The sequence below is a fragment of the Streptomyces sp. NPDC015144 genome (assembly GCF_043079735.1).
Lineage (GTDB): Bacteria > Actinomycetota > Actinomycetes > Streptomycetales > Streptomycetaceae > Streptomyces.
Genome location: NZ_JBIBUU010000009.1, coordinates 270209 through 292563, shown reverse-complemented (window position 1 = coordinate 292563; position 22355 = coordinate 270209). Strand labels below are relative to the sequence as shown.

At 71.2% G+C, this 22355-nt stretch carries 20 protein-coding genes, 1 tRNA gene and 1 pseudogene; 15 read left to right on the top strand and 7 right to left on the bottom strand.

The features are described from left to right. Positions 1-91: 91 nt before the first annotated feature. Both ACF08W_RS18430 and ACF08W_RS18425 read right to left on the bottom strand, forming a co-directional pair. Positions 92-1687, bottom strand: a complete 1596-nt coding sequence (locus ACF08W_RS18430) for an ABC transporter substrate-binding protein (protein ID WP_385202565.1) — start codon at positions 1685-1687, stop codon at positions 92-94. A gap of 591 nt (positions 1688-2278) precedes the next feature. Beyond that, positions 2279-2605, bottom strand: coding sequence for an SCO4225 family membrane protein (locus ACF08W_RS18425; protein ID WP_392279835.1), 327 nt, complete (start codon positions 2603-2605; stop codon positions 2279-2281). A 95-nt stretch (positions 2606-2700) separates the two neighbouring features. Between ACF08W_RS18425 and ACF08W_RS18420 the strand changes: the two genes are divergently transcribed. The 3 genes and pseudogenes from ACF08W_RS18420 to ACF08W_RS18410 all read left to right on the top strand — a co-directional run. Continuing rightward, positions 2701-3132: a hypothetical protein gene (locus ACF08W_RS18420; RefSeq protein WP_392279834.1), complete on the top strand. Its 432-nt coding sequence runs from the start codon at positions 2701-2703 to the stop codon at positions 3130-3132. Between the two features lie 207 nt (positions 3133-3339). Next, on the top strand, positions 3340-3873 hold the full coding sequence (locus ACF08W_RS18415) for an NUDIX hydrolase (RefSeq protein ID WP_392279833.1): 534 nt from the start codon (positions 3340-3342) through the stop codon (positions 3871-3873). A gap of 60 nt (positions 3874-3933) precedes the next feature. Then, a pseudogene (locus tag ACF08W_RS18410) lies at positions 3934-4083 on the top strand (GNAT family N-acetyltransferase); the annotation flags it as partial. Between the two features lie 89 nt (positions 4084-4172). On the opposite strand, the gene ACF08W_RS18405 reads toward ACF08W_RS18410, so the two are convergent. Both ACF08W_RS18405 and ACF08W_RS18400 read right to left on the bottom strand, forming a co-directional pair. Beyond that, positions 4173-4259, bottom strand: a tRNA-Ser gene (locus ACF08W_RS18405). Positions 4260-4333: 74 nt separating this feature from the next. Then, positions 4334-5815 carry a S1C family serine protease gene (locus tag ACF08W_RS18400; protein ID WP_392279832.1) on the bottom strand — a complete coding sequence of 494 codons (1482 nt, stop codon included), beginning with the start codon at positions 5813-5815 and terminating at the stop codon, positions 4334-4336. A gap of 278 nt (positions 5816-6093) precedes the next feature. On the opposite strand from ACF08W_RS18400, the gene ACF08W_RS18395 reads away from it, so the two are divergent. After that, complete coding sequence (locus tag ACF08W_RS18395) at positions 6094-6942, top strand: glycerophosphodiester phosphodiesterase (RefSeq protein ID WP_385202575.1); 849 nt, start codon at positions 6094-6096, stop codon at positions 6940-6942. A 58-nt stretch (positions 6943-7000) separates the two neighbouring features. Here ACF08W_RS18395 and ACF08W_RS18390 read toward each other — a convergent pair whose 3' ends face one another. Further along, the gene (locus ACF08W_RS18390) at positions 7001-7126 is read right to left on the bottom strand and encodes a hypothetical protein (RefSeq protein ID WP_352274241.1); all 126 of its coding nucleotides are present in this window, start codon (positions 7124-7126) and stop codon (positions 7001-7003) included. On the opposite strand from ACF08W_RS18390, the gene ACF08W_RS18385 reads away from it, so the two are divergent. Together ACF08W_RS18385 and ACF08W_RS18380 are read left to right on the top strand one after the other, a co-directional pair. Next, on the top strand, positions 7083-7631 hold the full coding sequence (locus ACF08W_RS18385; RefSeq protein ID WP_385479908.1) for an ATP-binding protein: 549 nt from the start codon (positions 7083-7085) through the stop codon (positions 7629-7631). The genes ACF08W_RS18390 and ACF08W_RS18385 overlap by 44 nt on opposite strands. Positions 7632-7905: 274 nt before the next feature. Further along, complete coding sequence (locus tag ACF08W_RS18380) at positions 7906-8871, top strand: DUF5926 family protein (protein ID WP_392279831.1); 966 nt, start codon at positions 7906-7908, stop codon at positions 8869-8871. Between the two features lie 890 nt (positions 8872-9761). Here ACF08W_RS18380 and ACF08W_RS18375 read toward each other — a convergent pair. Further along, entirely contained in the window at positions 9762-10466 is a 705-nt protein-coding gene (locus tag ACF08W_RS18375; protein ID WP_392279830.1) for a bifunctional DNA primase/polymerase, read from the bottom strand. A gap of 622 nt (positions 10467-11088) precedes the next feature. On the opposite strand from ACF08W_RS18375, the gene ACF08W_RS18370 reads away from it, so the two are divergent. Together ACF08W_RS18370 and ACF08W_RS18365 are read left to right on the top strand one after the other, a co-directional pair. Beyond that, complete coding sequence (locus tag ACF08W_RS18370; RefSeq protein ID WP_392279829.1) at positions 11089-12459, top strand: PP2C family protein-serine/threonine phosphatase; 1371 nt, start codon at positions 11089-11091, stop codon at positions 12457-12459. 112 nt (positions 12460-12571) lie between these two features. Then, positions 12572-14035 carry an aminopeptidase P family protein gene (locus ACF08W_RS18365; protein WP_392279828.1) on the top strand — a complete coding sequence of 488 codons (1464 nt, stop codon included), beginning with the start codon at positions 12572-12574 and terminating at the stop codon, positions 14033-14035. 32 nt (positions 14036-14067) lie between these two features. Here ACF08W_RS18365 and ACF08W_RS18360 read toward each other — a convergent pair whose 3' ends face one another. Further along, positions 14068-14607, bottom strand: coding sequence for an ATP-binding protein (locus ACF08W_RS18360; RefSeq protein WP_392279827.1), 540 nt, complete (start codon positions 14605-14607; stop codon positions 14068-14070). Positions 14608-15009: 402 nt separating this feature from the next. Between ACF08W_RS18360 and ACF08W_RS18355 the strand changes: the two genes are divergently transcribed. The 7 genes from ACF08W_RS18355 to pheA all read left to right on the top strand — a co-directional run bounded on the left by ACF08W_RS18355 (position 15010) and on the right by pheA (position 22224). Further along, on the top strand, positions 15010-15810 hold the full coding sequence (locus ACF08W_RS18355; protein ID WP_392279826.1) for a hypothetical protein: 801 nt from the start codon (positions 15010-15012) through the stop codon (positions 15808-15810). 166 nt (positions 15811-15976) lie between these two features. Further along, positions 15977-16702, top strand: coding sequence for a YcnI family protein (locus ACF08W_RS18350; protein ID WP_385202593.1), 726 nt, complete (start codon positions 15977-15979; stop codon positions 16700-16702). Between the two features lie 44 nt (positions 16703-16746). Further along, positions 16747-17400 carry an SCO family protein gene (locus ACF08W_RS18345; protein WP_352273985.1) on the top strand — a complete coding sequence of 218 codons (654 nt, stop codon included), beginning with the start codon at positions 16747-16749 and terminating at the stop codon, positions 17398-17400. Then, positions 17397-17846, top strand: a complete 450-nt coding sequence (locus ACF08W_RS18340; RefSeq protein WP_392279825.1) for a copper chaperone PCu(A)C — start codon at positions 17397-17399, stop codon at positions 17844-17846. The genes ACF08W_RS18345 and ACF08W_RS18340 overlap by 4 nt, the downstream gene beginning before the upstream one ends. 14 nt (positions 17847-17860) lie before the next feature. Next, complete coding sequence (locus ACF08W_RS18335; protein WP_392279824.1) at positions 17861-19855, top strand: copper resistance protein CopC; 1995 nt, start codon at positions 17861-17863, stop codon at positions 19853-19855. Between the two features lie 8 nt (positions 19856-19863). Next, a complete protein-coding gene (gene efeB / locus ACF08W_RS18330; protein ID WP_392279823.1) occupies positions 19864-21252 on the top strand; it encodes an iron uptake transporter deferrochelatase/peroxidase subunit in 1389 nt (462 codons plus the stop codon). Between the two features lie 36 nt (positions 21253-21288). Next, complete coding sequence (pheA, locus tag ACF08W_RS18325; RefSeq protein WP_392279822.1) at positions 21289-22224, top strand: prephenate dehydratase; 936 nt, start codon at positions 21289-21291, stop codon at positions 22222-22224. Positions 22225-22355: the final 131 nt, after the last annotated feature.

Sequence of the window (22355 nt, the reverse complement as noted above, 5' to 3'; positions counted from 1 at the left end):
GCGGTGAGTTCCTAGACAGTTCCCACCCCACCGGAGGTCTTCGCCATGTTCAAGACCAGACCAGTGTCAACAACGCTCGTGATCAATACACCTAGCTGGCCGAGCTGAGCTCCCAGAACCGGAAGACCGTCGATGTGTCCAGGCAGTTCTGGAGCCCCCGGACGTTGTCCTTGGCGACGGCGTACTGCTTGCCCTGCCAGAGCGGCAGCAGCGGCAGATCGCGGGCCACGGTGTCCTGGAGCTTGATGAACGCCGACCGGGCGCTCGACCGGTCGGTCATCGACGAGGTCTGCGGAATGATCTCCTTGGTGATGTCGCTGTTGTCGTAGTTGTTCGACAGGACGTTTCCCTCGCCGAAGAACGGCTGGGTGAAGTTGTCGGGGTCGGGATAGTCCGGCACCCAGCCCTTCACGTAGACGCCGTACTTTCCTTCGGCGATTCCCTTCTCGTACTCACCGAAGGGAACGGACCTCATATTGGCGTCGAAGAGCCCGCTGGCGTTGAGCTGATCGGCGATGGTCTGGAATTCGTCGTCGGTGGCCGGGCCGTACCGGCTGGGCGTGGACCAGAGGACCAGCCGCACCTTCTCGGTTATTCCGGCGTCCCGCAGGACCTGTTTCGCCTTCTGCGGCTGCGGCTTGTCCCCGTAGACGTTGAAGAAGGAGTTGCCGTGCCCGGTGATGCCGACCGGGACGATCGAGTACAGCGGGGTCGCCGTGGACTCGTACACCTTGCTGACCAGGGCGTACCGGTCGATGAGGTAGGCGATGGCCTTGCGCACGGCGAGCTTGCCGACCACCGGGTCGTCGACGTTGAAGACCATGTGCTGGACTTCCGCGCTGCTGCCCTGGACGACGTCGAGACCGTCCTTGTCGGCGGTGGGCGAGGTGTCCAGGTCGGCTATCGTCTTGGCGGTGAGACCGCGGTACGCGATATCGACATCGCCCTTCTCCAGGGCGGACTTGAGCGCCTGCTGATTTCCCCGGTAGAGCTTCATCGTCACGCCGTCGTTCTTCATCTGGGCGGTTCCGTGATAGCCGGAGTAGACCGAGAAGTCGGCCCGCTCCTTGTCGATGGAATCCAGCTTGTACGGCCCGGACCCGACGGTCTTCCCGCTCGTGAGCAGACCGTCCTTGGGATAGACCCGGCTGTCCACGATGGAGCCGGCGCCCGAGGCGATCTTGCTGGGGAACGTGGCGTCGGGCACCTTGAGCCGGAACACGACGGTCTTGTCGTCCGGAGTGCTGATCGAGGCGATCGTGGAGAGCAGCGGCGCCGGTCCCGCCGGGTGGTTGATCTTGATGGCCCGGTCGAAGGAGTACTTGACGTCCGTCGAGGTGAGGCTGTGGCCGTTGCTGAACTTCAGCCCGTCGCGCAGGGTGCAGGTGTACGTCTTGCTGCCGTCCGAGAACCCGCACTCGTCGGCGGCCTCCGGCACCGGGGTGGAGGCTCCGGGCGGGAAGCTCAGCAGCGACTGGAAGACGTTGTTGAAGAGCAGCCAGGAACCGGGGTCGTACCCCGCGGCCGGGTCCGTCGACAGGATGTCGTCGGACATCCCGACCACCATCCGGTCCTTGCCGCTCTCGAACGGCCAGATCTGGTCCTCCGAGCCGCACCCCGTCAGCAGCAGCACCGCCGCCAGTCCGCCGGACATCAACGCGGCCGATCGTCTCGTACGAACCTTCACAGAACGTGCCTCATACTCTCGGCCGGAGGCGTGGGGACCCCGGACAACCGGATCAGGTCAGATCTACTGCTAACGTCGCGACCATCCAGCTCTGTCAGCCCGGCCGTACGCGGCGGTACAGGTGCACAGCCTGCCCGGACATGGTGTTCGCCAGGATTCTCTCTAGTAACGGGCTGCCAAATGACAGCTGATGAACGGCGGGATGCAGAACATGATCGGTCGCGTGGCGCTTTGACAATCTAGTAGGAGGTGGCGTGCTGTCGCGCCCCCTCTTTCAACAAGACCGATCACTTCCGACCGGCTCGATCGCGGCAGATGGCTGGTATCGAACGGTCCCTGCTGCGGCTTCCCTTGCCTGACGGCCCCCACACCGCTGGTCAGCGGAGACTCCTCGCTCAAACGTGATATAGGCCTCCCCGCCGAAGCGCCCCCGACGGCCCCCACTCCGTCCGGAATCCACCCCTCCCGCGCACCCGCCCGCCCCGGCAGCACATTCCACGAAACAGCGGGCTATCAGGCCATCCGGAACCCCCTCCCGCCCGACAGCACAGCCAACTCACAGACTGTGCACGGGCATTGGCGACGCCCGGTTCAGCCCTGAGCCGGGCGCATCCGCCCCCGCCGACCACGCAGCGCACTCCACAGCGCCCCCAGCGCGAACGACTGGACCAGAGCCCCCACGACGGGCGCGACGAACAGGAACCAGGCCGACGCCCCCGTCCCCCAGACCGCTCCCGCCGCCCCCACGACCACCAGCGAGGTGGGCGCGGTGAGCAGCACGGGCCACACCCCGACTATGCCCGGATCCCCGAACAGCACGACGGCCAGCTCGAACACGAAGGCCGCGGCGACGATCCCCAGATAGAGGGCCGAGGCGGCATTGCAGAAGGTCATACGGACCAGAGCACGAACGTTCATCGATTTCCCCCGAAGTTGTTGGTGCCTCCATGCTCGCGACGGGCCCGAACTTTCGTCGTGAGTAGCCGTACTCACGTTCGACTCAACTCACCCCCATGAGCAGACCAGAGACACACCGCCAGGAGGAACCAGTGCCCCACCCGCAACCACTGACCCCCGAGGAGAAGCTCGCCGACGCGAAGAGGCTGCTGGGCCTCCCGCGTATCGTCGCGATCTGCGGCTCCACCCGTTTCATGACCGAGATGGCCGAGGCCGATCTACGGGAGACCGCAGCGGGAAGGATCGTCGTCAAACCGGGCTGCGACATGAAGTCGCCGCACGCGCTCTGGTCCGATCCCGCCGAGGCCGAGGCCGAGGCGTTGAAGGTGCGACTCGACGCTCTGCACCGGGCCAAGATCCGGCTCGCTGATGAGGTGCTCGTGGTCGGCGACTACATCGGAGACAGCACCCGGGCCGAAATCGCCTACGCCCGGTCCCTGGGCAAGCCCGTGGTTTTCACCCACCCCGAAGTCGACCCCGCCACCTGACCGGCCGGCCCCGCCCCGGTCATGCCCCTCCTACGACATGCGCCGCACCAACCGGGTCGTCGACCCAGGGCCGGATCCAGGCAGACTCCCGCCGCAAGGCCGTAGCGACGCCACCCTATTCGTCACTGTGACGTAAATTTGCCTGATCCTGACTGCAGTCGCACCCGACTCTGCAATGCTGAAGGCCGATCGAGAGGGGCCGCAGCGATGCAGTGGAAGATCCACGGGGAACGTCCGATCTACGAGAACAGCTGGGTGAACCTGTGGCTCACCGACGTCGAGACGCCGGACGGGAACCGCTGGGAGCACCACGTCGTCAAGCTCCGCCACCTGGCCGTGGCCGCCGTCGTCAACGAGCGGCGCGAGGTGCTGATGATGTGGCGACACCGCTTCATCACAGACGCTTGGGCATGGGAGCTGCCCATGGGTCTGGTCGAGGAGGGCGAGACGCCGGCCGAAGCGGCGGCCCGCGAGGTACTGGAGGAGACCGGCTGGCGTCCCTGCGTGATCAAGCCGCTGATCTACGCCGAGCCGGCCAACGGCATCACCGACTCCCAGCACCACATCTTCCGGGCCGACGGAGCAACGTACGAAGGCCCGCCGACCGAGAAGAACGAGTCGGACCGGATCGAATGGATCCCGCTGGCCGACGTGCGGGGCATGATCGACCGGCGCGAGATCGTCAGCAGTGGCTCCCTGGTCGGACTGCTCTACGTCCTCATGGACGAGGCGATCCGCTGATCTGGCGGGGCAGTGTTTCCCGGAGCCGGGACTCAAACACCACTGCGGCCGGTTCGCGGCGGAAGGGCCCTGCGGGCCGCGATGCACTGGGGGCAATCTCACGGCGCTGCGTACCAGCTCCTCCAGACCGAGGTGGGTGGTCCCTCCGACCGGCTGTGCCGAGCAGAAGAACTGACCTCCCTCGGCTTCACCCACACCATGCACGCCTAGAGCGGCTTTTTGTGAGACAGGGTCACATGCAGAAGGAGTGCCCCTGGTCGGGACACCCCTTCTGGTCAGCACGTTTCGCCGAGCTGCGGCGGTGGGTGTGGGATTTGAACCCACGGTGACATCGCTGCCACGACGGTTTTCAAGACCGTTCCCTTAGGCCGCTCGGGCAACCCACCCCTCCCCACCCATGGCGGGGGCCTACAGCCTACCGGCTGATCGAATGCGGCGGGGCATCACGGTCGGCCGGTCATCAGCTGTCGCCGCTGCGCTCTCCCAGGGTCACCTGCGCCGTTTCCGTGCGGCCGTCCCGCTTGTAGGTGAGGGTCACGCGGTCGCCGGGCTTGTGGGTCCAGATCTCGCCGATCAGGGTCGGGCCGCTGTCGATCACGGTGTCGTTGAACTTCGTGATGACGTCACCCGCCTTGAGGCCAGCCCGGTCCGCGGGACCGTCCTTCGCCACGGCCTCCGTGCCGCCCGCGCCCCGGTCGGAGATGACCGCGCCGCCGGTCTTCTCGGTCATGGTGACCGTGGCGCCGATCACCGGATAGACCGGCTTGCCGGTCTTGATCAGCTGCTGGGCGACGTTGGTCGCCTGGTTGATCGGGATCGCGAAGCCGAGGCCGATGGAGCCGGCCTGGCTCTGGCCCATGCTGCTGCCGGTCGACTGGATGGCCGAGTTGATCCCGATCACCGCTCCGCGCGCGTCGAGCAGCGGACCGCCGGAGTTGCCCGGGTTGATCGAGGCGTCGGTCTGGAGGGCACTCATGTACGAGTTGCTGCCGCCGGAGGCGTCGCCGGAGGCGACCGGGCGGTTCTTCGCGCTGATGATGCCCGTGGTGACCGTGTTGGACAGACCGAACGGGGCCCCGATCGCGATCGTGGAATCACCCACCGCGACCTGGTCCGAATTGCCGAGGGACAGCGGGGCGAGGCCCGACGGCGGGTTCTTGAGCTTCAGGACGGCCACGTCGTACCCCTGGGCCCGGCCGACCACTTCGGCGTCGTACTTCTTGCCGTCCGAGAACGTCGCCGTGAGCTGGCCGCTGTCCGCGGCGGAGGCCACCACGTGGTTGTTGGTGAGGATGTGGCCTTCCTTGTCGTACACGAAGCCGGTGCCCGTACCGCCCTCACCGTCACCGCTCTGGGCATCGATGGTGACCACGCTGGGCAGCGCCTTGGCCGCCACCCCGGCGACCGTGCCGGGATCGCGCTTCAGGCTCTGCGGGTTGGACGAGGCCGCGACCGTCGTCGAACCGGATTCGCCGTTGCGGTCGGCCGCCCAGAAGCCGAGGGCGCCGCCGATGCCACCGGCGACCAGCGCCGCGACCACCACCGCCGCGACCAGGCCGCCCGACCCGCGCCGCTTGCGCGGGGCTTCCGGACCGTACGGCTGGGACGGGGCGCCCCAGACCGGGCCGCCGCCCCCGGCAGCACCGGCACCGCCCGCACCGGGGGAGGCGTACGCGGGGACGGCGGGCGGCGGCCAGTTCGCCTCGGCGGCCGACAGGGGAGTGTGCGGCGCCTGGGGCGCGGGAGGCATCTGCGGCGGCGCCGCCGGAGCGGGCGGGGTGTCCGGCGTCGCCGCGGCGGGGGCGGGCGGAGCGTCGTGCGCCGCCGGGGCGGCGGCCGGTCCGGTCCCGGGCGGTCCCTGAGGAGCTTCGGCCGGCACGGGAGGTGCGGACGGAACGGCCTCGGCCGCAGTGCCCTCGTTGCCCTCGTTCTCTGTGCTCACAGCTCTTTACTCCTTGGGTTCCACATCAAAGTTCGGCAAGAGATCCGCTGTGTAGGTGTCCGGTAACAGCTTTTCCCACGACACGTCAGGCCACTGTAAACAGGACCTGTGCATCCGCACACCAACCTTTACATCGGGCAAAACGCACACTGGGCGCATGACGCACCACGACCACGCGCGCCCCGCGTACCCCCGCGTGCCCCACCCGCCCCGCGGAGCGCCCCCGTCCGCCGTGCGGGGTGCGTACGGCGGCCTCCGCTCGGTGACACCATGACGCGGTGACCCACGCACGGCAGCAATCCACCCACCAGTCCATCCAGGTGATCGCCCATCGGGGCGCCTCCGACGACGCCCCCGAGCACACCCTGGCCGCGTACCGGAAGGCGATCGAGGACGGTGCCGACGCCCTGGAGTGCGATGTACGGCTCACCGCCGACGGCCACCTCGTATGCGTGCACGACCGACGGGTGAACCGTACGTCCAACGGGCGCGGCGCCGTCTCCGCGCTGGAACTCGCCGAGCTGGCCGCCCTCGACTTCGGATCCTGGAAGGCCCGCGAGGAGTCGGGGTCCCCGGTCGAGGAGTCCCCGGACTGGGATCCGGTGCCGGGGGAGCTCACCTCCGTACTCACCCTCGAACGGCTGCTCGAACTCGTCGTCGAGACCCGGGCCGCCGGACGCCCGCTCCAGCTCGCCGTCGAGACCAAGCACCCCACCCGCTGGGCGGGGCAGGTGGAGGAGCGGCTGCTGCACCTGCTGAAACGGTTCGGTCTCGACGCCCCGCCGGCCGAGGGGCCGTCCCCGGTGCGCGTGATGAGCTTCTCGGCCCGCTCGCTGCACCGCGTCCAGGCCGCGGCCCCCACCCTGCCCACCGTGTACCTGATGCAGTTCGTCTCGCCCCGCATGCGCGACGGACGACTGCCCGCCGGGGCCCGGATCGCCGGACCGGGGGTGCGGATCGTGCGCAACCACCCCGGCTACGTCGAGCGGCTGCACCGCGCGGGGCACCGGGTGCACGTCTGGACGGTGAACGAGCCGGAGGACGTCGAGCTCTGCGTCGGCCTGGGCGTCGACGCAATCATCACGAACCGCCCGAAACAGGTCTTGTCACAACTGGGGCGCTCTTAGCGTCAGTTACACGGAGTGCACCGGCGCATTCGAACGGTATTCGATCGTTACGAGTGCGTCACCGGCCGTCCATCGGCCGGTTTCCGGTCCAGCTCAGGGGGGCATCCACACCGTGGCGTGGGGCAAAGGAGGTCTCGGGGGTGGCGTTGGTGGTGGCACAGAAGGTGCCCACGTCGTCGAGCATGGCCGTACCCCATGGCCCTGCGGGCGTGGGCCAGGCGCGGCACCGGATGCGCGAACAGTTGCGCAGTCACGGGGTGTCGGATTCGGTCGTCGACGATGCAGTACTGATTCTTTCCGAACTCCTCAGCAACGCCTGCCGGCACGGCAGGCCGCTGGGGCGGCACGCAGAAGTGGGGGACGGCGACGTCCGCGCCGCATGGCATGTGGACCGGACCGGAGGGCTGACCGTCGAGGTGACGGACGGCGGCGGACCGACGCGTCCCGTTCCGTCCACGCCGTCGGTGACGGCGCGCGGCGGGCGGGGGCTCAACATCATCAGCGCGCTCGCCGAGGAGTGGGGCGTACGTGACAGCTCGTCCGGCGAGGTGACGGTCTGGGTGCTGGTCAACGAGGGGCACGGGCGGTCGTCCGGGCTGCGGGGCGGCCCGGCCGCGCCGATCTCCCCGGGGCCCGGCATGTCGCTCGACGGACTGGGCTTCCCGGACCTCCTCGACGACGTGGGCTGACCCTCCGACGCCCACGGGGACGCCGCCACAAGGAGCGGGGTGCCGCCCACGCCGGTGCGGCTCCCGTACGGCGGGCAGCGCCCGTGCCCGTACACGGCTACGGGTACGGGCGGGCAATGCGGCTACGGGCACGGCGGGCAGCGTCCTCACCGGCCCGGGAGGCGCCGGTGAGGGGTGCGGCGCACACGGGAACGGGCGCCTGTGTTCGGTATCCGCCGGGGGCGGCTAGGCTCGCGGCCCAGACCGCACTGTCGCACTCGGGAGAAAGCCCACCATGGCCAAGAAGCGCCCTCAGTCCAAGGCCGGGAAGCCGCAGCTCAAGGACGGCGAGATCCCGGTGGTCGGGGCCCGCGAGCCCTGCCCGTGCGGTTCGGGCCGCCGCTACAAGGCCTGTCACGGCCGCGCCGCCGCCCAGGCCGTGACCGAGCTCGTCCACCGCCCCTTCGAAGGGCTGTCCGGCGAGTGCGACTGGGTAGCGCTGCGCGAGCTGGTGCCCGCCGCGACGGTCGAGCTGACCCTCAAGGACGGGCTGCCCGAGGGCGTTCCCTCGGTGTCGCTCGCGACCGTCCTTCCGATGGCCTGGCCCGCGCTGCGCCGCGACGACGGCTCGGTGCTGCTCGCCCTGCAGAACGACACCCCCTCCGGTGACCTCAGCCGGGACCTCGCGGACACGCTGCGCCAGGCGCTGGACGCCGAGCCCGGTTCGCCGGTGACGGCGCGTCGCGCCCCGGCCGACGGTCCTCGACTCCAGGACCTGCTCGACCCGGGCGCGGCGTTCGAGCCCGTCGTCCACAGCGGGTTCGAGTTCTGGGTCCCGGACGCGGAGAACGCCGCCCCCGAGGTGAGCGCCTCCCTGGAACGGGCGAACGAGGCGGCGATCCCCACGACCCGGCTCGCCGGGGTGGACGCCGCGTACTGGTGCGAGACGCCGGAGAAGAACCACCTGCGCTGGGTCATGCCGCACGCCGAGGAGCGGCTGCTCGACGCGCTGGCCCGGCTGCACGCCGCCGGGACCTCCTCGCTGGGCGAGGGAACCAGGCTGGTCGGCTCCTTCCGGGCGCACGGTCTGATGGTCCCGGTCTGGGATCTGCCGAGCGCGATGGGGGCCGAGGAGTGCGAGAAGCCCGCGGCCGAGTTCGCCGAGCGGCTGGCCGGTGCGCTCGCCTCGGACGCGCCGCTCAACGCCGAGGAACGCCGGGCCCGCGGCGGGCTCACCAACCGCCAGGTGACCCTGAACTGACGGCGGTGGCCCCCGGCCTCACCGGGGGCCACCGAGTGACTCGCGTCACAACGACCCGTACTCACAGGTAAATCCCTGTCCGAATACGCGAGATCGAATTTGCGAACGGCAGATCTCTTGTTACCGTTCTAGAAGCCCGGTCGCTGGTGCATCCCCCGTCGCCAGCGATCGGGCATCCTCATTTCCGGGTACGGCGCACAGCGCGCGATGCCGGAGCGCGGGCCCGCGCGCAATCCCTTCCCGCGCGCCCCCGAACGCCCTTCGGGCTCTGCGATCATCGCCCGCCACATCCCGGACCGACGCCGCCCCGGCCTCTTCGCCCTCGCCCGCCGAATGTCCGGCAGCAGCCTCCGCTTTCCCCCAACACCCCTGCCGTCCAGGGACGATGCCCGCGCGGCGTGCACCGGCCACCCCGACCCGGCGGCTGCCCGGACAGCGGATGGCCGACGTCGAATACCGGACGACGGGTATTCGGCGACAGAGAGGCAAGAGCAGATACCCGTACCCCGGAGGGGCTTCCACAATCCGGCCCGAGCGCCTTTCCCCACCCGGAATACTCGAATGATCATTCGATCAAATCCAGGTGGCGCATTGCGGGATGATCTACGGAAAGCCCATCAGACGCACTTCCGAAGCCGGTCTTTGCAGCGGCAGACTTTGCGCAGTGCGTTCGGGGCCGGGATTCACCGGGGATTCGACCGGGATTCGAGCCCGAGCCATGATTCCGGGCGCTCCCCGGCCAAACTTCCCGTCGCATCCCGGCCGGACTTCCCCGTCGCGTCCCCGGTCGGGAAGTCCGCCCGGAGACACCGCCGGGCGAGGTCTCCGGCCGGAGACATTGAGCGCGTATCCGGGCCGGGAAACGGAACGGAATCGTGGCGGGGCGGCCGTCAGTACGCGAGTCTGCTGCCGCCGTCGGGCGCTTCGGTGCTCGCCTCGACCAGCGCGTCCAGCACCGTCCCGACGTCCGGCAGCCACGGGGCGACGGCGGCCGCGCCCCCCTGCGCGCCTTGGCCCCGTACCCGCGGCGACCGGGTGCGGGGGACGGGGGACCGCTCCCAGCGGACCTGCCCCGCGCCGACCGCGGACGGCGGCAGGACGATGTATCCGCCCTCGCCGTGGAACCGCAGCGAACTGGGCACCCAGTCCTGGGCGTACAGCAGTTCCCCCAGCCGTTCGAGGTCGTACGGGGCGACCAGGATCGACCACCGCGTCGGCGTCGCCACCACGGGACCGAGCCGGACGCCCATCCGGTCGAGCGCGGCCAGCGCCCGGACGGCGGCCGCGGCCGGCAGGCTCAGCGCGCACGGGGCGCGCCCGCCGGTGGCCAGGACGATCGGGGCACCCGGCCGGTTCGTCCACCACCAGCGCACCATCCGCTCGTCGGTGGTCGCCGCGAGGAGGCCGGGGTCGAAGGGGTGCGCGCCGGGCACGGCGCACTCGGGGTCGGGGCAGCCGCAGCCGCCGCCCGCTCGCGGCCCCACTCCGGGCAGTACGGGCCACCGCCATGCGGTGGCGCAGGTCAGGGCCGCGTCGAGCGGGGCGGACCTTCCCCCGCGCCGGGGCCTGCGTCGCCTTCCGAGGATCTCGCGCATGAGCGCTCGTTCCTTTCCGTTGAACGCCGAGGGTCCACATCACACCACGTGCGCATTGCTGTACGTATGCCGTGCTTCACTGTGCGTACATGCTCTTCGGGTCTGCGGTACAGGTGGTACGTCGATACCGAGCATGGGCCGAGCAGGTGCGGGACGGGCCCGGACGAGCGGTCCGGACACGCATGGCGAGGAGCGGCGCATCTGTCGCGCCCGCGGTCCAAAGTGCGAACCCCGCCACTCGGGGGTGGGGGCGTGGCCGTCATCAGAGAGGACGCCCGAGCCGCCTGCCGGGTTCCGGGGCGATCGGAACTGCCCCTGGCCTTCGTCGATTACGTACCCAGCATGCCCGAAATGACGCTCTCTCCGGGACTTCACCCGAGTAACACCTCTTGGTCGAGCACGCCCAGTCGACCGCAATTGACGGCCGTAAGCTGCAATTTTTAGCCAACTTGACGCTCCCTTGGACACCATATTTCCCGTGGGGACAATGCTGGACATCGCCTTACATGTACGTGTACATGTGGTGCTGCGTGTCCATCTGGACCCGCAGATAGCGGCGCAGAATGACATGGGGGTTTGCGATGCTATTCCATAGAAAGAGCTGGTCGGAAAGCCGGAAGCTATGAGTGCCCCGCACCTTCCGAAAGTGGCTGGAATCGATCCTGATGTTTCGGTTTCAGCGCACACTGCCGGGCCCCTGCCCGACGTTCCGCCCGCTCCGGGCACCTTCCTCCAGGACCGGCTCGCCGGCTGGATCTCCGATCTCACCGCGCTGCACGAACTCACCGAGCGGCTGGCCGGGACCGCCGCCCTCGACGACGCCCTGCACGAACTGCTCGGTGCCGGGGCCACCCTGGTCGGGGCCCGCCGCGGCCTGGTCGTCCTCGAACCCTCCGACCGCCGCGGCCCGGTGCGCACCGTCGGCCTCGGGCTCAGCCACGCCGAGCTGGGGCTGATCGAGACGGTGCCGCGCGCCGCCACCTCGTACGGGCGCATCCTGGAGGGGTTCCCGGACACGGAGGCCGCGCCGGCCACCCCCGATCTGCTCGGCGACACCGGACTCGACCCCCGCCGCCGCGAGGTCGCCGCGCTGCTCGGCTACGCCGCGAGCTATGCCGTACCGCTCACCACCGGGGCGACCGGTCCGCTCGGTGCGGCGGTCTGGCTGTACGACGAACCCGCCGAACCGCTGGAACGGCGCCGCCATCTCGTCGGCCTCTACGCCCGGTACGCCGGTGAGCACCTGGCCCGGCTGGTGGAGCTGGAGCGGGCCCGGGCGGATGTCGCCACCGTCACCGAGGAGCTGCTCCCCAGCAGGCTCCCCCGGGTCCCGGGCGTGCAGCTGGCGGCCCGGCACCACCGCGGACCGCAGGGCGGCGGCGACTGGTACGACGCGCTGGCGCTGCCGGAGGGCGCGCTCGGTCTCGCCGTGGGCTCGGTGGAGGGCTCCGGGCCGGGCGCCCTGGCCGCCATGGGCCGGCTGCGGGCCGGGCTGCGGGCGTACGCGGTGATGGAGGGCGAGGACCCGGTCGCCGTCCTCTCCGATCTGGAACTGCTGCTGCGGCTCACCGAACCGGCCCGGACCGCGACCGCGCTGTTCGCCCACTGCGAACCGGCCGGGCGCCGGATCCTGCTGGCGGGCGCGGGCCACACCCCGCCCCTGGTGATCGGCGAGCGGCGCACCGAGTTCGTCGAGACCTCGGTCTCCGCGCCGCTGGGCATGCTGGCCTGCTGGGAGGCGCCCAGTGTGGAGATCGCCCCGGCACGAGGAGAAACCGTCCTGCTCTGCACCGACGGGCTGCTGCGCCGCACCGGCGAGCCGACGGACCGGGCCTTCGCCCGGCTCCACGCGGCGGCCGCGTCCGTGCCGGGAGCGGTGCGCCACGACGCCGGGGCCGTCGCCGACCACGTCCTGCACGCCATGCTGCCGGACGGTCTCGACCGCGGCGACGCCACTCAGGACGTGGTCGTCCTGGCCGCCCGATTCGACTGACCGGCGGTTCGGTAGCGGGGTGTTCGCGTAACAGGTCCTCCGGCCCTGTGCCCCCTATGCGCACGCCCGTACGATGGACGGGGTCCAGTGTCGTATCAAGGAGAGACAAATCGTGGCTGAGGAGCTCACCCCGGAGAACCCGGAGACCGAGGAAGAAGAAACGGTCAAGCAGCGGAAGAACGGCCTGTACCCGGGCGTCTCCGACGAACTCGCCGCGAACATGAAGTCGGGTTGGGCCGACACCGAGCTGCACGGGCTCGAACCGATCGCCCAGGCCGCGCACACGGCCGACCGCCGCGCCGCGCTGTCCGCGCGGTTCCCCGGTGAGCGGCTGGTCATCCCGGCGGGCAACCTGAAGACCCGCTCCAATGACACCGAGTACGCCTTCCGCGCCTCCACCGAGTACGCGTACCTGACCGGCGACCAGACCCAGGACGGCGTCCTCGTCCTGGAGCCGACCGCCGACGGCCACGAGGCCACCATCCACCTGCTGCCGCGCTCCAACCGCGAGAACGGCGAGTTCTGGCTCGACGGCCAGGGCGAGCTGTGGGTCGGCCGCCGTCACTCGCTGACCGAGGCCGAGCAGCTGCTGGGCATTCCGGCGAAGGACGTCCGCGAGCTGCCCGCCGCACTGGCCGAGGCCACCGGCCCGGTCCGCAACGTGCGCGGCCACGACGCCGGGATCGAGGCCGCGCTGACCGACAAGGTCACCGCGGAGCGCGACGAGGAGCTGCGCGTCTACCTCTCCGAGGCCCGGCTGGTGAAGGACGCCTTCGAGATCGCCGAGCTGGAGAAGGCCTGCGACGCCACCGCGCGCGGCTTCGAGGACGTCGTGAAGGTCCTGGACAAGGCCGAGGCGACGAGCGAGCGCTACATCGAGGGCACCTTCTTCCTGCGCGCCCGCATCGAGGGCAACGACATCGGCTACGGCTCGATCTGCGCGGCCGGTCCGCACGCCACCACCCTGCACTGGGTGCGCAACGACGGCCCGGTGCGCTCCGGCGATCTGCTGCTGCTCGACGCCGGCGTGGAGACCAACGACCTCTACACCGCCGACGTGACCCGCACCCTCCCGATCAACGGCACGTTCACCCCGCTCCAGCGGAAGATCTACGACGCGGTGTACGAGGCGCAGGAGGCGGGCATCGCCGCCGTGAAGCCCGGCGCCGACTACCGCGACTTCCACGACGCCGCGCAGCGGGTCCTCACCGAGAAGCTCGTCGAGTGGGGGCTGCTGGGCGACCTCTCCGTGGAGAAGGTCCTGGAGCTGGGCCTCCAGCGCCGCTGGACGCTGCACGGCACCGGCCACATGCTCGGCATGGACGTCCACGACTGCGCCGCCGCGCGCACCGAGACGTACGTCAACGGCACGCTGGAGCCGGGCGTCTGCCTGACGGTCGAGCCCGGTCTGTACTTCCAGGCCGACGACCTGACCGTGCCCGAGGAGTACCGGGGCATCGGCGTCCGGATCGAGGACGACATCCTCGTCACCGAGGACGGCAACCGGAACCTCTCCGCCAAGCTGCCGCGCCGGGCCGACGAGGTCGAGGCGTGGATGGCCTCGCTCAAGGGCTGACCCCGGAGCGACCCGCCGGAAGGGCGCCCCGCTCAGGACACCATGAGCAGGGCGTCCTTCCGCCATTTCAGGATCTTGTCGAAGCTGACGACGGCCCCGCTGCCGGGGCGGTTGCCGAAGTGCACATGGTCGGCGAGCTGCTCGATCAGACAGAGCCCCCGCCCGTCCTCGGCGTCGGTCGGGGGGCAGGGCCGGGGGGCATACGGATCGCCGCCGGGCTGCTGGGCGGAGGCGGGCAGCGGGCTCCGGGCGGGGAAGCCGGGGCCCGAGTCAGCGACCTCGATACGGCACCGCTCACCGTCCAGATAGGCGGTGACCCGGTACCGGCCGGGGACGGTCGCGGACCGGTCCGGCCGTTCCTCCCACCCCTGAGAGCTCTCGGGGTCCGCCGCGGCCGGGTGGCCGCCGCCGTGCTCGACGGCGTTCGCGCATGCCTCGGTGAGCGCGACCGACAGGTCGAAGGAGATGTCGGGGTCGACCCCCGCGGTCTCCATGGTGCCCAGCAGGAAGCGGCGGGCGAGCGGAACGCTCGCGGCCTCGCGCCGCAGATGGAGGGACCACCAGATGCTCATGCTCCAGCCTCCTGGCTGCGGCTCGACATACCGATACGTATTACCGCGCGGCCTTCTCCGTAAGCGCACCCCCGATGTGACGCCGCTCATTCGGCGGATAGCCAGCCGTCCGTGCGCCCGTGTATGCCGAGGCGGCCGGGCCCGTCGGGCGGGCGGGGGCGCGTCGCATGTGCGAGGGGGCGCGTCGCGTACGCGGAGGGCGTGCCGGGGCACGAGGGGAGTCCGCCGCCGGGGTGCGGGAGCCAAGGCGGCGCCCGGTGCGCGTGCGCATGGGCCCTGGGAGGCGCCGCGCGCGGGCGTGCACTCGTCCCCTCCGGGCGGGCCGGCCGCTCTCCAGGGGGAATTCGGCCTTCCGGACCTGCCGTTCCGGTGGCGGCGGGCCGGTGCGATGATGGCCCCGCCATGTCTATGCCCGTCGCAAGCGCCGGGGCCGGTCTGCGGCTCCTGAGGACCGCGGTGTTCGCCGCGGTCTGCGTCGCGCTGTCCGCGGCCGGTCATGCCCTGGCCTCCTGTGCGGCGGTCCCCTGGTGGACCCTGCTCGCCGGATTCCTGGGGGTGTTCGCGGTGGCCGCGCCGCTCGCCGGGCGCGAGCGCACGCTGCCGTCCATCACCGCCGCGCTGGCGGGCGGGCAGCTCGCCCTGCACGCCCTGTTCGGCCTGGGCGCGCACGGTACGGCGGCGGACGCCGCCGCGGCGGGCGACGACGCGCTGATCCGGTTCGCGGCGAGCCTGGTCTGCGGTGCCGGACCGGCCCAGTTGAACGCGGCCGACGCCCACCGCATCGTCACCACCGCGGGGATCGACCCGGCGGCCGTGGTGGCCGGAGTACGGCCCGACGTCGCCGCCTCGGCGATGCCGGGCATGGGTTCCGGCGCCCTGCTGCCCGACCTGCCCATGCTCCTCGGCCATCTGCTGGCCGCGCTGGCCACCGGCTGGCTGCTGCGCCGCGGCGAGGTCGCCCTCTTCCGGCTGGTCCGACTGTCCTCGTACGGCGCGCGGCAGATCGCGGCCGGGGCCCGGCTGCGTGCGCTGCGCGCGGCGCTCGCCCTCGTCGACGCGGTCCGGTCCGGGCTGTCCGGTCCGACGACCGGGCCGCGGTTCGCCCGTACGGCGGTCGACGCCCCGGCGCCCGCCACCGGGGACCCCTTGCAGCACCAGGTGATCAGGCGCGGCCCTCCGGCCGCCTACGCGCTCGCAGCCTGACGCGACGCCCCCTCCGCCCGGTGCACGGAACGCCCTGTTCCGTGCCGGGCCCGCCTTCCCGGCACACGCCTGCCGTCGGCCAGGAGAGGAGAGGTGTCGCGCATACCGCCGCGCATCCGCGCGCCGGACCGCCATTCGCCTCGTGCCTCATGGAGTGATTCCTGTCATGAACGTTTCCCGCATCGCCCTCACCGGCGGCCTCGCCGCGTCCACCGTCCTGCTCCTGGCCGGTACCGCCTCCGCGCACGTCAGCGTGCAGCCGGTGGGCGAGGCCGCCAAGGGCGGCTACGCCACCGTCAACGTGAAGGTCCCCAACGAGCGCGACGACGCCGCGACCACCAAGGTCGAGGTCAACTTCCCGACCGACCACCCGCTGGTCTCCGTCATGCCGCAGGCCGTCCCCGGCTGGAACGTCGAGGTCACCAGGGCCAAGCTGGCGAAGCCGCTGGAGATGCACGGCCAGAAGATCAACGAGGCCGTCTCCAAGGTGACCTGGACCGCCGAGGGCGCCAAGGACGAGCGCGGCATCCGCCCCGGCACCTTCCAGCAGTTCCCGCTCTCCCTCGGTCAGCTCCCCGACGACACCGACCAGCTGGTCCTCAAGGCCGTCCAGACCTACGACAACAAGGAAGTCGTCCGCTGGATCGAGGAGCAGAAGCCCGGTGCCGAGGAGCCCGAGAGCCCGGCGCCCGTCCTCGCGCTGACCGACGCCGAGGCCGAGGGCAAGTCGGACGCCAAGGCCGATGACAAGGCCGGTGCCAAGGAGACGCCGGTCGCGTCCGCCGTCTCCGACAGCGACACCACGGCCCGGGTCCTCGGCATCGTCGGCATCGTCGTCGGCGCGGCCGGAGTGGCCTTCGGCGTGCTCGCCGGCCGCCGCCGCGCTTCCTGATCCACTGCCACACCCGCCCCATCGATCACCAGGAATAGTGCTCCATGTACAAGAAAACGGTGCTGGCCGCGGCGTTCGTCGCCGCGGCCGCGCTCACCCTGTCCGCCTGTGGCAGCGGTGACGACAACGCCAAGAAGCCCCTCGCCGACGTGTCGGTCCAGCCGAAGACGGGGGCCGCGACCGTCCTGGACCAGCCGTTCACCAAGCCGGATCTCGTCCTCACCGACACCCACGGCAAGAAGTTCGACCTCCGCGAGCGGACCAAGGGCAAACCGACGCTGATCTACTTCGGCTACACCAACTGCCCGGACGTCTGCCCGCTCATCATGAGCAACATCGCCATCGCCAAGAAGGCGCTGCCCAAGGCCGACCAGGAGAAGCTCCAGGTCGTCATGGTGACCACCGACCCCGAGCGGGACACCCCGTCCTCGCTCGGCAAGTGGCTCAAGGCGCAGGACCCGTCCTTCATCGGCCTCACCGGCGCCTTCCCGGCCATCCAGGCGGGTGCGCGCCAGATCGGCATCGGCATCGACGCGCCGAAGAAGGAGAAGGACGGAACGGTCGTCTCGATGCACGGCTCGCAGGTCATCGCGTTCTCCCCGAAGACCGACAAGGGCTACCTCGTCTACAGCGAGGACACCTCGCCGGACGACTACACCAAGGACCTCCCGAAGATCGTGACGGGGGCCAACCCGTGAACCGGCGCACCGCGCTCGCCGGCGTCGTCGCCCTCACCGCGGGGCTGACGCTGGCGGGCTGCTCGTCCTCGGACAGCGCGCCGGACCTGACGGTGAGCGGTGCGTTCATGCCGCAGCCCGTCGGCGACATGGCGGCCGGATTCCTCGTCGTGAAGAACAGCGGCGGGACCTCCGACCGGCTCACCTCCGTCACCAGCCCGCTCTCCGACGACGTCACGATCCACGAGACGAAGAACCAGGCCATGCGCATGGCGACGTCCTTCGACGTGCCCGCCGGCGGCGAGCTGGATCTGCGGCGCGGCGGCAACCACATCATGTTCATGAAGCTCAAGCAGCGGCCCGCGCAGGGCGACAGGATCTCCGTGGAGCTGCACTTCGAGAAGGCCGATCCGATAAAGGTCGACCTTCCCGTGAAGGAAACCACCTACAACCCGAAGACGCAGTGAGGGACTGACTCGCCATGACAGCCACCGCCCCGCACTTCGGACCGGCCCGGCCCCGGGGCCCGGCCATTCCCGCGCCACGCCGTCCGTTCGCCGTCGCCCCGCTGCTCGCCGTCCTCGTCGGCATGGTCCTCGGACTGCTGCTGACGGGCGCGGGCCCGGCGGCCGCGCACGCGGCACTGACCGGGAGCGATCCGCAGGACGGGGCGGTGGTCACCTCCGCTCCCAAGGAGGTCACGCTCTCCTTCTCCGAGCAGGTCGCCCTCGGCAAGGGCTCCGTCCGCGTCCTGGCCCCGGACGGCAAACGCGCCGACACCGGCGCCGAGCCGCGTGACCTGTCGGACAAATCCGCCGTACGGTACGCCGTTGCGCTGCGCACCGGGCTGGCCGACGGGACGTACACCGTCGCCTGGCAGGCCGTGTCCGCGGACAGCCACCCGGTCTCCGGCGCCTTCACCTTCTCGATCGGCGCGCCCTCGCAGACCGCCGCGGCCCTGCCGGACCAGGAGGTCGGCGGCGGACTCGTCGGCGTCCTCTACGACATCGCGCGCTACGCCGCGTACGCCGGGTTCATCCTGCTGGTCGGCGGCTCCGCCTTCGTACTGGCCTGCTGGCAGCGCGGTGCGGGGGCGCGTCCGCTCCAGCGGCTGGTGGTGCGCGGGTGGATGACCCTGACCGTCGCCACCCTGGCCATGCTGATGCTGCGCAGCCCGTACACCGGGTCGGGGAAGCTCGCGGACGCCTTCGACCTCGACGGTCTGAAGGCCGTGCTCGACACCAAGCCCGGTGCCGCGCTGGTCTCCCGGCTGCTGCTGCTCGGGGCCTCCGCGCTCTTCATCGCCGTCCTCTTCGGCACCTACGCCCGGCGTGAGGACCGGCGCGAGCAGAAGGACCTCGCCTTCGGACTGGCCATCGGCGGAACGGTGGTCGCCGCCGGGATCGCCGGTACGTGGGCGCTCGCCGAGCACGCCTCGGCCGGGCTCCAGCCGGGCATCGCCATGCCGGTCGACGTGCTGCACCTGCTGGCGGTCGCCGCCTGGCTCGGCGGCCTCGTGGCCCTGCTGGTCGCCCTGTACCGCACCGACGACCTCGACGCCGGGGCCGTACGGCGCTTCTCCGCCATGGCGTTCGGGAGTGTGGTCGTCCTCGTCGCGACCGGGATCTACCAGTCCTGGCGCCAGGTCGGCACCTGGTCCGCGCTGACCGGGACCGAGTACGGGCAGCTGCTGATCGCGAAGGTGGTGCTGGTCGCCATCATGGTCGCGCTCGCCTGGACGTCACGGCGCTGGACGGCCCGGCTGGGCACGGGCCGGAGCGGGGACACGGGCGGCCCGGCGGAAGACGTTCCCGATGCCGGGGACTCCGAGGGTTCCCCCGCTGCCGGGGCCTCCGAGGACTCCGGGGCGCCGGCGGAGGAGTCCGCGCGGGACGTCGATCCCGAGCGGGCGGCCCAGCTCGCCCGCCAGCGGGCCGCCGTGGCCACCGCCGAGAAGAAGCGGGTCCGCGACGCCGACCCCGGCCGGTCCGGGCTGCGCCGCTCGGTGCTGGCGGAGGTGGGCGTCGCCGTCGTCCTGCTGGCGGTGACGACGGTCCTGACCTCGACCGAGCCGGCCCGTACCGAGGAGGAGGCGTCCCGCGCGTCGACGGCGGCGTCCACCCCGGTGACCAGCGGCCCGGTCACCATGGAGCTGCCCTTCGACACCGGCGGCGAGAAGGGCAGCGGAACGGTGCGGCTGGAGATCACCCCGGCCCGTACCGGCGCCAACGAGCTGCACCTGTGGATCAACGGCACCGACGGGAAGCCGATGGACGTCCCCGAGGTGAAGGTCTCCTTCACGCTGAAGGCCCAGAAGCTCGGCCCGCTGCCCGCCGTTCCCACCAGGCTGGCCGAGGGGCACTGGACGGCTTCCGCCGTCCAGATCCCGGTGGCGGGCACCTGGAAGGTCGCCGTGACCGTCCGCACCTCGGACATCGATCAGACGACCGTCGACAAGACCACGAAGATCGGCTGAGCAGGATCGTGAGCACGAAGAGCAGCGGCAGCAGGACACGGAACCGCACGGCCCCGGCGCAGGGAGGTCGTGCGGCCTCCGCGAAGGGGAACGGTACGGCCGACGCGGGCGGGGGTCCGCCCGCCGACGGGAGCACGCGCGCCGACGCGGGCGTCTCCCGGCGGCGGCTGATCGGCGGCGTCGGCGCGGCCGGTGCGGCCGGCCTGGTGCTGGGGGCGGCGGGCGGTGCGGCCGGTTACGCCGCGACCCGCCCCGACGAGCCCGCCGCGCTGACCACGGTCGGCGCGACCCGGGCGATGTTTCACGGGAAACATCAACCGGGGATCACCACTCCGCTTCAGGCCCGCGGCCATCTCGTCGCCTTCGACCTGGTGCCCGGCGCCGGCCGCAAGGAGGCCATCGTCCTGATGCGCCGCTGGTCGGAGCTGGCCGGGCGGCTGATGGCCGGGGAGTCCGCCGGGACCGGCGCTGCGGACGGCCCGGACCACGACACCGGGATCGCGCTGGACGCCGGGCCGTCCTCGCTGACCCTCACCTTCGGCTTCGGCCGGACGTTCTTCGGGCGTACCGGGCTGGCCGACCGCCGTCCGCCGGGGCTCGACCCGCTGCCGCCGTTCTCCTCCGACCACCTCGACGCCAAGCGCTCGGAGGGCGACCTCTGGGTCCAGATCGGCTCGGACGACGCGCTCGTGGCCTTCCACGCACTGCGGGCCGTGCAGCGTGCGGCCGCCCCGGCGGCCCGGGTCCGCTGGCAGATGAACGGCTTCAACCGGTCCCCCGGTGCCACGGCCACGCCGATGACCGCCCGCAATCTGATGGGCCAGGTCGACGGCACCAACAACCCGAAGCCCACCGAGAGCGACTTCGACCGCCGGGTCTTCGTCCCCGCCGGAACCGGCACCGCGTACGAGTGGCTCGCGGGCGGCTCGTACGCGGTCGTGCGCCGGATCAGAATGCTGCTGGACGACTGGGAGAAGCTCCCGGTGGCCCGGCAGGAGCAGGTCATAGGGCGCCGGAAGAAGGACGGCGCCCCACTGAGCGGCGGCACCGAGACCACACCGATGGACCTCGACCGGGCGGGCCCGGACGGCAAGCTCCTGATCCCGGACAACGCCCATGCCCGGATCTCCTCGCCCGGGAAGAACAGCGGCGCGGCCATGCTGCGGCGCCCCTTCTCGTACCACGACGGCATCGCGGCGGACGGCACCCCCGACGCGGGCCTGCTGTTCATCTGCTGGCAGGCGGACCCCTTGCGCGGCTTCATTCCGGTGCAGCGGAAGCTGGACCGGGGCGATGCCCTGTCCCCGTTCATCCGGCACGAGGCGAGCGGGCTGTTCGCGGTGCCGGGCGGCGCGGCGGAGGGGGAGTACGTGGGGCAGCGGCTGCTCGAATCCTGAGCCCCGGGGGCCGGAAGGCCCATTAGGGTGACGGACATGTCCGCCACGCGCTACGCCTATCTCGGCCCCGAAGGCACCTTCACCGAGGTCGCCCTCCGTACGCTCCCGGAAGCCGCCACCCGCGAGCTCGTCCCCATGGTCTCCGTACCGGCCGCCCTCGACGCCGTACGGACCGGGAGCGCCGCGGCTGCCCTGGTGCCGATCGAGAACTCGGTCGAGGGCGGCATCAACGCGACGCTCGACGAACTGACCAGCGGCGAACCGCTGATGATCTACCGCGAGGTACTCCTCTCCATCAGCTTCGCGCTCCTGGTGCGGCCGGGCACCGAGCTGTCCGACATCAAGTCGGTCACCGCCCACCCGGCCGCCCAGCCCCAGGTGCGCAACTGGATGGCCGCCCACCTCCCGGACGCCGTGTGGGAGTCGGCGGCCTCCAACGCGGACGGGGCCCGGCTGGTCCAGGAGGGGCGGTACGACGCCGCCTTCGCCGGCGAGTTCGCCGCGGCCACCTACGGCCTCGTCCCGCTGGTGACCGAGATCCACGACGCGGAGAACGCGCAGACCCGTTTCATCCTGGTGGGCCGGCCCGCCCGTCCGGCGTCCCCCACCGGCGCGGACAAGACCTCGGTGGTCATCTGGATGGGCGAGGACCGTCCCGGTGCCCTGCTCGAACTGCTCCAGGAGTTCGCGGTGCGCGGGGTGAACCTGATGCTGATCCAGTCACGGCCTACGGGAGCCGGCATCGGGAACTACTGCTTCGCGGTGGACGCCGAGGGCCACATCGCGGACCGCCGGGTCGGCGAGGCGCTGATGGGGCTGAAGCGGATCTGCCCGAAGGTGCGGTTCCTGGGCTCGTATCCGCGGGCCGGGGTCGCGCCGGAGGACGTGGGCCCGCTGCGGCCCGGAACGTCGGACACGGAGTTCACCGAGGCCTCCGACTGGCTGGCCAGGAACCTGGACGGCCGGGGCTGACGGCATCGCACTATCCGACGATTCCCGTCCCCAGAGTTATCCACCGAGTTATCCACAGGGGCGACCGGGAACCTGGGGACAAGTCGACAGTCGGATGCGACATGGTCGACAAATCCTCCCTGGCGGGCCAG

Bases quoted from the DNA above. Each gene is read 5' to 3' on its own strand.
- ACF08W_RS18350 (WP_385202593.1), top strand. From the start codon at position 15,977: ATGAACGTTTCCCGCATCGCCCTCACCGGCGGCCTCGCCGCGTCCACC.
- ACF08W_RS18355 (WP_392279826.1), top strand. From the start codon at position 15,010: ATGTCTATGCCCGTCGCAAGCGCCGGGGCCGGTCTGCGGCTCCTGAGG.
- ACF08W_RS18370 (WP_392279829.1), top strand. From the start codon at position 11,089: ATGAGTGCCCCGCACCTTCCGAAAGTGGCTGGAATCGATCCTGATGTT.
- ACF08W_RS18425 (WP_392279835.1), bottom strand. From the start codon at position 2,605: ATGAACGTTCGTGCTCTGGTCCGTATGACCTTCTGCAATGCCGCCTCG.
- ACF08W_RS18335 (WP_392279824.1), top strand. From the start codon at position 17,861: ATGACAGCCACCGCCCCGCACTTCGGACCGGCCCGGCCCCGGGGCCCG.
- ACF08W_RS18415 (WP_392279833.1), top strand. From the start codon at position 3,340: ATGCAGTGGAAGATCCACGGGGAACGTCCGATCTACGAGAACAGCTGG.
- ACF08W_RS18375 (WP_392279830.1), bottom strand. From the start codon at position 10,466: ATGCGCGAGATCCTCGGAAGGCGACGCAGGCCCCGGCGCGGGGGAAGG.
- ACF08W_RS18360 (WP_392279827.1), bottom strand. From the start codon at position 14,607: ATGAGCATCTGGTGGTCCCTCCATCTGCGGCGCGAGGCCGCGAGCGTT.
- ACF08W_RS18420 (WP_392279834.1), top strand. From the start codon at position 2,701: ATGAGCAGACCAGAGACACACCGCCAGGAGGAACCAGTGCCCCACCCG.
- ACF08W_RS18345 (WP_352273985.1), top strand. From the start codon at position 16,747: ATGTACAAGAAAACGGTGCTGGCCGCGGCGTTCGTCGCCGCGGCCGCG.
- pheA (WP_392279822.1), top strand. From the start codon at position 21,289: ATGTCCGCCACGCGCTACGCCTATCTCGGCCCCGAAGGCACCTTCACC.
- ACF08W_RS18390 (WP_352274241.1), bottom strand. From the start codon at position 7,126: ATGCTCGACGACGTGGGCACCTTCTGTGCCACCACCAACGCCACCCCC.
- ACF08W_RS18380 (WP_392279831.1), top strand. From the start codon at position 7,906: ATGGCCAAGAAGCGCCCTCAGTCCAAGGCCGGGAAGCCGCAGCTCAAG.